The 8,326-nt window shown below is 63.3% G+C and carries 6 protein-coding genes; all 6 read left to right on the forward strand.

All coding sequences use genetic code 11. The features are described 5' to 3' along the window. Window positions 1–669: ABC transporter ATP-binding protein (locus AC1D17_RS26490; protein ID WP_477568247.1), on the forward strand; the 669-nt coding region annotated here is incomplete at its 5' end. 6 nt (window positions 670–675) lie between these two features. Then, window positions 676–3,126, forward strand: coding sequence for a nitrite reductase large subunit NirB (gene nirB / locus AC1D17_RS26495; RefSeq protein WP_477568248.1), 2,451 nt, complete (start codon window positions 676–678; stop codon window positions 3,124–3,126). A 5-nt stretch (window positions 3,127–3,131) separates the two neighbouring features. Continuing rightward, complete coding sequence (gene nirD, locus AC1D17_RS26500; protein ID WP_477568249.1) at window positions 3,132–3,467, forward strand: nitrite reductase small subunit NirD; 336 nt, start codon at window positions 3,132–3,134, stop codon at window positions 3,465–3,467. Window positions 3,468–3,730: 263 nt separating this feature from the next. Next, window positions 3,731–6,388: a nitrate reductase gene (locus AC1D17_RS26505; RefSeq protein ID WP_477568250.1), complete on the forward strand. Its 2,658-nt coding sequence runs from the start codon at window positions 3,731–3,733 to the stop codon at window positions 6,386–6,388. After that, on the forward strand, window positions 6,360–7,868 hold the full coding sequence (gene cysG / locus AC1D17_RS26510; protein ID WP_477568251.1) for a siroheme synthase CysG: 1,509 nt from the start codon (window positions 6,360–6,362) through the stop codon (window positions 7,866–7,868). Before AC1D17_RS26505 ends, cysG begins: the two co-directional genes overlap by 29 nt. After that, entirely contained in the window at window positions 7,865–8,176 is a 312-nt protein-coding gene (locus AC1D17_RS26515; RefSeq protein ID WP_477568252.1) for a hypothetical protein, read from the forward strand. The genes cysG and AC1D17_RS26515 overlap by 4 nt, the downstream gene beginning before the upstream one ends. The last annotated feature ends 150 nt before the right edge of the window (window positions 8,177–8,326 follow it).

Consider the following 8,326-nt stretch of genomic DNA (forward strand, 5'->3'; position numbering starts at 1 on the left):
GGCTGCGGCAAGTCCACCCTGCTCAACCTGATCGCCGGCCTGACGCCGGTTTCGTCCGGCGCCGTTTTGCTTGAAAACCGCGAGGTCAACGCGCCGGGACCGGAACGTGCCGTCGTCTTCCAGAACCACAGCCTGCTGCCTTGGCTGACGGTCTACGAAAACGTCAACCTCGCCGTCTCCAAGGTTTTCGGCAGGACCAAAAGCAAGGCGGAGCGCCATGAATGGGTCATGGCCAATCTCGACCTCGTGCAGATGGCCCATGCCAAGGACAAGCGTCCGTCCGAGATTTCCGGCGGCATGAAGCAGCGCGTCGGCATCGCCCGGGCCCTCGCCATGGAGCCGAAGATCCTGCTGCTCGATGAGCCCTTCGGTGCGCTCGACGCACTGACCCGAGCGCACCTGCAGGACGCGGTGATGGAAATCCACGCCCGTCTCGGCAACACCATGGTGATGATCACCCATGACGTCGATGAAGCCGTGCTGCTGTCTGACCGGATCGTCATGATGACCAATGGCCCGGCGGCCTGCATCGGCGAAGTGCTCGACGTGCCGATTGCAAGGCCGCGCAACCGCATCGAGCTCGCTTCCGACCGGACATACCTCAAGTGCCGCGAGGCCGTGCTGAAGTTCCTCTACGAACGCCACCGTTTCGTCGAAGCCGCGGAGTAACCCGACATGACCCAGAAACTCGTCATCATCGGCAACGGCATGGCCCCCGGGCGCATGCTGGAGCACCTGCTGGAACAGGCGCCGGGCCAATACGCTGTCACGATCTTCAACGCCGAACCGCGCGTCAACTACGACCGCATCATGCTCTCGCCGGTGCTTTCGGGCGAAAAGAGCTATGAGGAAATCGTCATCCACGGTGACGGCTGGTACATCGAACACGGCATCACCCTCTACAAGGGCCACAAGATCGTCTCGATCGACCGCGCCAGGAAGACCGTGACGTCCGATCACGGGGTAACGGAAAGCTATGACAAGCTCGTCATCGCCACCGGCTCCGTGCCCTTCATCATCCCGGTGCCTGGCAAGGATCTGCCCGGCGTCATCACCTACCGGGACCTCGACGACGTGCAGGCGATGCTGCTCGCCGCCCAGTCGCGCGAAAAGGCCGTGGTTATCGGCGGCGGTCTGCTTGGGCTCGAGGCGGCGGCAGGTCTTGCCTCGCGCGGCATGGATGTGACCGTGCTGCACGTCATGCCGACGCTGATGGAACGTCAGCTCGATCCGGCCGCCGGCTACCTCCTGCAGAAGGCCGTCGAGGAACGCGGCATCAAGGTCATCTGCAAGGCCAATACGAAGGCGATCATCGGCGATGGCAAGGTCGAGGGCATCGAACTCGACAACGGCACGATCATCCCGGCGACGCTGGTGGTGATGGCCGTCGGCATCCGGCCGAATGCGGGTCTCGCCAAGGAAGCGGGGCTTGCCGTCAATCGCGGCATCGTCGTCGATGCCGGCATGCAGACCTCCGATGGCGATATCCTGGCGCTTGGCGAATGCGCCGAAGTCGGCGGCATGGTCTACGGTCTCGTCGCGCCACTTTATGAAATGGCCCGCATTGCCGCCTCGCATCTGGCCGGCGATCGCACGCCTGCCTTCGCGCATTCGGACACGCCGACCAAGCTCAAGGTCACCGGCATCAATCTCTTTTCGCTGGGCGACTTTGCCGAAGGCGACGACCGCGAGGAGATCGTCCTGCGCGACGCGACGGCCGGCGTCTACAAGCGGCTGGTGTTAAAGGACAACCGCATCATCGGCACGGTTCTCTACGGCGAAACCGCCGACGGCGCCTGGTTCAACGACCTGAAGAAGAAAGCCACCGATATCTCGGAGATGCGCGAAACGCTCATTTTCGGGCAGGCCTACCAGGGAGGGTCCCCACTGGACCCTATGGCGGCCGTTGCAGCCTTGCCGGATGATGCGGAAATCTGCGGCTGCAACGGCGTCTGCAAGGGCAAGATCACGGGTGCGATCACCTCAAAAGGACTGACCTCACTCGACGACGTGCGGGCCCACACAAAGGCGTCGGCCTCCTGCGGCTCCTGCACCGGGCTGGTCGAACAGCTGATGTCGATCACGCTTGGCGACGCTTACAACCCGGCCGCCGTCCAGCCGATGTGCAAGTGCACGGAGCTTGGCCATGACGACGTGCGCCGGCTGATCAAGGCCAAGGGTCTCAAGACCATTCCGGCGGTCATGCAGGAACTGGAGTGGAAGACCTCCTGTGGCTGCGCCAAATGCCGCCCCGCCCTCAACTACTACCTCGTCTGCGACTGGCCGGACGAGTATGCCGACGATTACCAGTCGCGCTTCATCAACGAGCGCGTCCACGCCAATATCCAGAAGGACGGCACCTATTCCGTCGTGCCGCGCATGTGGGGCGGCGTGACCAATTCGAAGGAACTTCGTGCGATCGCCGACGTGGTCGACAAGTTCGAGGTGCCGCTGGTCAAGGTCACCGGCGGCCAGCGCATCGACCTTCTCGGCATCGAAAAGGAAGACCTGCCCGCCGTCTGGGCCGATCTCGGCAAGGCCGGCTTCGTCTCCGGCCAGGCCTATGCGAAAGGCCTGCGCACGGTAAAGACCTGCGTCGGTTCCGACTGGTGCCGCTTCGGCACGCAGGATTCGACCGGGCTCGGCATCCGCATCGAGAAGTTCATGTGGGGATCGTGGACGCCGGCCAAGCTGAAGATGGCCGTCTCCGGCTGTCCGCGAAACTGCGCCGAGGCGACCTGCAAGGACATCGGCGTCATCTGCGTCGACAGCGGCTTCGAGATCCATTTTGCCGGGGCCGCGGGCCTCGACATCAAGGGCACGGAGGTTCTTGGCCTGGTCAAGTCCGAGGACGAGGCGCTTCAGCATATCGTGGCGCTGACACAGATGTACCGCGAGCAGGGCCGCTATCTGGAGCGCATCTACAAATGGGCCAAGCGCATCGGCCTTGACGAGATCCGCCGCCAGATCATGGGCGATGCGGAGAAACGCCAGGCCTATTACGACCGCTTCGTCTTCTCCCAGACGTTCGCCCAGGTCGATCCCTGGTCAGAGCGCGTCTCGGGCAAGGACAAGCACGAGTTCCGGCCGATGGCGACGGTTGGATACTCGGAAGCGGCGGAGTGACGGACATGGAAACGAACTGGATCGCAATCGGCGACATCAACGACATCCCCCTGCGTGGCGCGCGCTGCGTGAAGACGCYGCAAGGCAAGATCGCCGTCTTCCGCACTGCCGAAAACGAGGTCTTCGCCATCGAGGATCACTGCCCCCACAAGGGCGGCCCCTTGAGCCAGGGCATCGTTCACGGCAAGGCGGTCACCTGCCCGTTGCACAACTGGGTGATCTCGCTCGAAAGCGGCAAGGCCCTCGGCGCCGACGAGGGCGAGGTCAAGACCATCGCTATTCGCAACGAGGACGGCACGCTCTCCATCGCGCTCGAAAGCATGATGATGGCGGCGGAGTAGGCGCATGAAGCAAGGAACACACCCCTCTGTCCTCGGGCTTGCCGAAGGCAAGACCCGTGGGGGACATCTCCCCTTCAAGGGGGGAGATCGGTTTGAGTTTGCCGCTGCCCGTTTGCGCAAGAAAAGCGTCTATCGCTCTTGCGCAGTGGATGGAGACCGGAGGCACGGCGAGCTCCTGATCTCCCCCCTTGAGGAGGAGATGCCGGCAAAGCGGGCACAGGGGGGTGAAAGCCACGGGCGATACTGCAGCGGGGGGACCATCCGTGCCCGCTGAAACCAAGACCACCTGCCCCTATTGCGGCGTCGGTTGCGGCGTCATTACCAGGATCGACGACGCAGGCGTCGTCAGCGTCAAGGGTGACCCCGATCATCCCGCCAACTTCGGACGGCTGTGTTCCAAGGGCTCGGCGCTTGCCGAAACCATCGACCTCGACGGGCGGGTTCTTTATCCGCAGATCGGCGGACAACGCGCAAGCTGGGACAAGGCTCTTGACCTCGTGGCCTCGCGCTTCTCCGAGACCATAGCCCAGCATGGTCCCGATTCCGTGGCCTTCTACATCTCCGGCCAGTTGCTGACGGAGGATTACTACGTCGCCAACAAGCTGATGAAGGGATTTATCGGCTCGGCCAATATCGACACCAATTCGCGCCTTTGCATGTCATCCTCGGTCGCCGGTCACCGGCGTGCTTTCGGTGCTGACACCGTTCCTGGCGTCTACGAAGACATCGAGCTTGCCGATCTGGTCATCCTGACCGGTTCCAACCTCGCCTGGTGCCATCCGGTCATCTATCAGCGCCTCGCCGCCGCCAAGGCCGCCCGCCCCGGCATGAAGGTGGTCGTCATCGACCCGCGCCGCACCATGACGGCCGATATTGCCGACCTGCATCTGGCGATCCGGCCGGATGGCGATGTGGCGCTGTTCATGGGCCTGCTGGCTCATCTGGCGGACTCTACTGCGATCGACCGGAATTATATCGACACGCACACTAATGGTTTCGAGGAGGCTTTCACCGCCGCGTCCGCCCTTGGCATTGCCGAACTGATGGAATTGACCGGCCTGTCCTCCATGCAGTTGCGGCAGTTCTTCCGCCTGTTTGCGGAAACCGAAAGGGTCGTCACCTGCTATAGCCAGGGCGTCAACCAGTCCAGCTGCGGCACCGACAAGGTCAACGCCATCATCAACTGCCATCTGGCGACGGGCCGCATCGGCCGGGCCGGCATGGGACCGTTCTCGCTGACCGGAYAGCCGAACGCCATGGGCGGGCGCGAGGTCGGCGGCCTCGCCAATATGCTCGCCGCCCATATGGCGATAGAGAACCCGGATGATCGCGACCGCGTCCAGCGCTTCTGGACATCCCCCGATATTGCCCGCAAGCCGGGCCTCAAGGCCGTCGACATGTTCCGCGCGGTCGCCGATGGCCGGATCAAGGCGCTGTGGATCATGGCCACCAACCCCGCCGTCTCGATGCCGGATGCCGATACAGTCGCAACCGCCATCGCAGCCTGCCCCTTCGTCGTGGTGTCGGATGTCCTTCAGGATACCGACACCACGAAATACGCCCATGTGCTCCTGCCGTCGCTCGGCTGGGGCGAGAAGGACGGCGCGGTGACCAATTCCGAGCGCCGCATTTCCCGCCAGCGCGCCTTCCTCGACCAACCCGGTGAGGCGAAGGCCGACTGGTGGCAGATGGCTGAAGTCGGACGCCGCATGGGCTTTGAGGATGCCTTTTCCTTTCCGTCCGCGGCGGACATCTTTGCCGAGCATGCCGCTCTTTCGGCTTTCGAAAACGGCGGCAGCCGCGATTTCGATATCGGTGCGCATGCGCAGACCGGTACCGCAGCCTACGACGCCATGACACCGTTTCAATGGCCGCAGCCGGAACACACGATCGCGCAGGTTACCCGCTTCTTCGGCGACGGCGGTTTCTTCCATGCCGACGGCAAGGCGCGCTTCATTGCCGTCAGTGCTCCCATCTCCGGCCGCACCAGTGCCGATTTCCCGTTCACGCTCAACACCGGCCGCATCCGCGACCAGTGGCATACGATGACGCGAACCGGAAAGAGCGCCCGGCTCTCCGCCCACATCGCCGAACCCTTCGCCGAAATCCATCCCGGCGATGCCATGCAAATCGGCGTGGCCACCGCAGCGCTTGTCGAGATCGAAAGCCCTTATGGCAAGGCTGTGGTGCGTGCCCTTGTCACGGACCGGCAGGCACGGGGCAGCCTGTTCGTGCCGATGCACTGGAACGATCAGTTCGCTGCAAATGCCCGCATCGATGCTGTCGTTGCGCCTATCACCGATCCCTTCTCCGGTCAGCCGGCCTCGAAGAACGTCGCGGTTGCTGCACGACCGCTGCAGGTTGCAAGCTATGGTTTTGCGGTTTCCGCCGCCAAACCGCAGGGTCTCGACGCCACCTATTGGGCCAAGGCGAAGGCCGAAGGCGGCTGGCGTATGGAACTGGCCTTCGATGTTGCGCCCGAAAACTGGACGCAATGGTGCCGCACCCACCTCGGCATCCCCGGCCATATCGAGCCGCTCGGTTATGCGGACGCACAATCCGGCGACCTGCGCCTTGCCTTCTTCGATGGCGGCCGGTTGCTTGCGGCATTCTTCCTCGCCCGCCGGCCGGTCGGCGTTGCCCGGAACTGGGCGATCGAACAACTCACCGTTCAGCACACCGAAATGGCCAAACGGTTCGCAGTCGTTGCCGGACGCCCGGACGCCGGACGCATCGACCCTGGCGCTACGGTCTGCTCCTGCTTCAGCGTCGGCGTCAACCAGATCGTTGCGGCCGTTCGTGGCGGTTGTCACAGCGTCGAGGCGGTCGGCAGGGAATTGAACGCCGGAACCAATTGCGGCTCGTGCCGCGCGGAAATCAGGGGGATCATCGATGGATGTCTTGCAGCTGCTGCCGAGTGACAGGAACGCCACCCCCGCCCGCATGGCGCCGCTCGCCAAGCTGCCGGTCTTCTGGGCGCTTGAAGGGAAACGCATTGTCGTTGCCGGAGGATCAGATGCTGCTGCCTGGAAGGCCGAGCTGCTGGCGGCTTGCGGCGCTGAAGTCCATGTTTACGCCGAGGATCTGAGCGAAACGTTCGCGAACCTCATCGATCGCAGCGGCGTTTCGAGCGAAGGCCGGTTGTTTCATCACGGCGTGCCATGGTCACCGCAAGCTTTCGAAGGAGCCGCGATCGCCATTGCCGACTGCGCGGATGACGAAGCCGCCGCCGCATTCTTCGGCGCGGCGCGCAAGGCCGGCATTGCGGTGAATGTCATCGACAAGCCGAAATACTGCCAGTTCCAGTTCGGCTCGATCGTCAACCGTTCGCCCGTCGTCATCGCCATTTCCACTGATGGCGCCGCCCCCATTCTCGCACAGGCAATCCGCCGCCGCATCGAAACGCTTTTGCCGCCATCCCTGAAATCGTGGGCGGCGCTGGCACAGTCGATCCGCGACAAGGTCAATGCCCGGTTAGGCCCCGGCGCGCCACGGCGTGCCTTCTGGGAAGGTTTTGTCGATCGCGCTTTCGGCCCGGCGCCCGGGACGGGCACCGAGGGCGATCTTCTCATTGAGGCCGGCCGTTTCGGCGCCATGGCCAAGGCTTCCACCGGCCGTGTAACGCTTGTGGGTGCAGGCCCCGGCGATGCTGAACTTCTGACGCTGAAGGCGGTGCGGGCCCTGCAGGCCGCCGACGTTATCCTGTTTGACGATCTGGTTTCCGGCGACGTGCTGGAACTGGCACGCCGCGAGGCCAAGCGTTTGCTTGTGGGAAAGCGCGGTGGCCGGACGAGCTGCAAGCAGGAAGACATCAATGCCATGATGATCTCGCTCGCCAAGGCCGGAAAGCATGTCGTCCGGCTCAAATCCGGCGACCCGATKATCTTTGGCCGTGCCGGCGAGGAAATCGCCTGCCTGGCGAAGGAAGGGATCCCCGTGGACGTCGTCCCTGGCGTCACCTCCGCCTGTGCTATGGCTGCCCGGCTAGGCGTTTCCTTGACGCATCGGGATCATGCGCAAGCAGTCCGGTTGGTCACCGGCCATTCCCGTTCCGGCGATCTGCCGACGAACCTGGATTGGCAAAACCTCGCCGAACCGCGAACCACGACCATTTTCTACATGGGCGGCCGCACCGCCGGCCGGATCCGCGACCGGCTTCTGGCGGCGGGAATGGATAGAAAGACCCCGGCGGTGGTCATGCGCGCGGTCACACGCATCAACGAGACGCGTTGGCTGGGCGTTGTCGACGACCTGGCGCAAGCAATGGAGGCCGTTGGGTTCGATGAGCCAGTCCTGATCGGTATCGGCACCGTCTTCGCCGAGGCGGGGTCGTCCCTCGGGACCGGGAGTTCAGATCTGCAATTCGCTTCGAAAGCGTTCCAAAGGCGGGGGGTGCAATGACACTTGATCTCATGCACCTCATTTTACTCAGCCTTGCCATCGGCTTGAGCTGGGTGGGATTTGCAAAAATGTTCTCGAGCGAGACCCACCATAGCGATCTGTTGTCGCCTCGCCTGACGATTGCAGCGGCAGTGAGTTTGTCTGCCATCGGCTTGTCTTTTGCGCAAAACGGTATGGGTATTGCAGTAGGCACCGTAGCACTTGGTCTGGCGCTGGCAGCGTCGACCGCCCGGACCTTAAATCCGACACTTGGCCTTACCGCCTCGGTCGCGAGCCTGTCGCTTTACCTCCATCTGAGCCCCCTATAGGCCGGTCCGAACTGCAGGATACCGCTAGAAGGATACAAGATCCGCTTTCATCTCAATGCAACAGTCCGGGTTTGATCGCCCGTCCCGCAAAACCCGCGCCGCCGGGTGTCTGGGTCAGGCCGTAATTGCTGCGCGCCTTCGCTTTCATTT

The sequence above is a fragment of the Pararhizobium sp. P1_E7 genome (assembly GCF_056405855.1).

Excerpts from the sequence above, each read along its gene's own strand:
- nirB (WP_477568248.1), top strand. The coding sequence starts at position 676 with ATGACCCAGAAACTCGTCATCATCGGCAACGGCATGGCCCCCGGGCGC.
- AC1D17_RS26515 (WP_477568252.1), top strand. The coding sequence starts at position 7,865 with ATGACACTTGATCTCATGCACCTCATTTTACTCAGCCTTGCCATCGGC.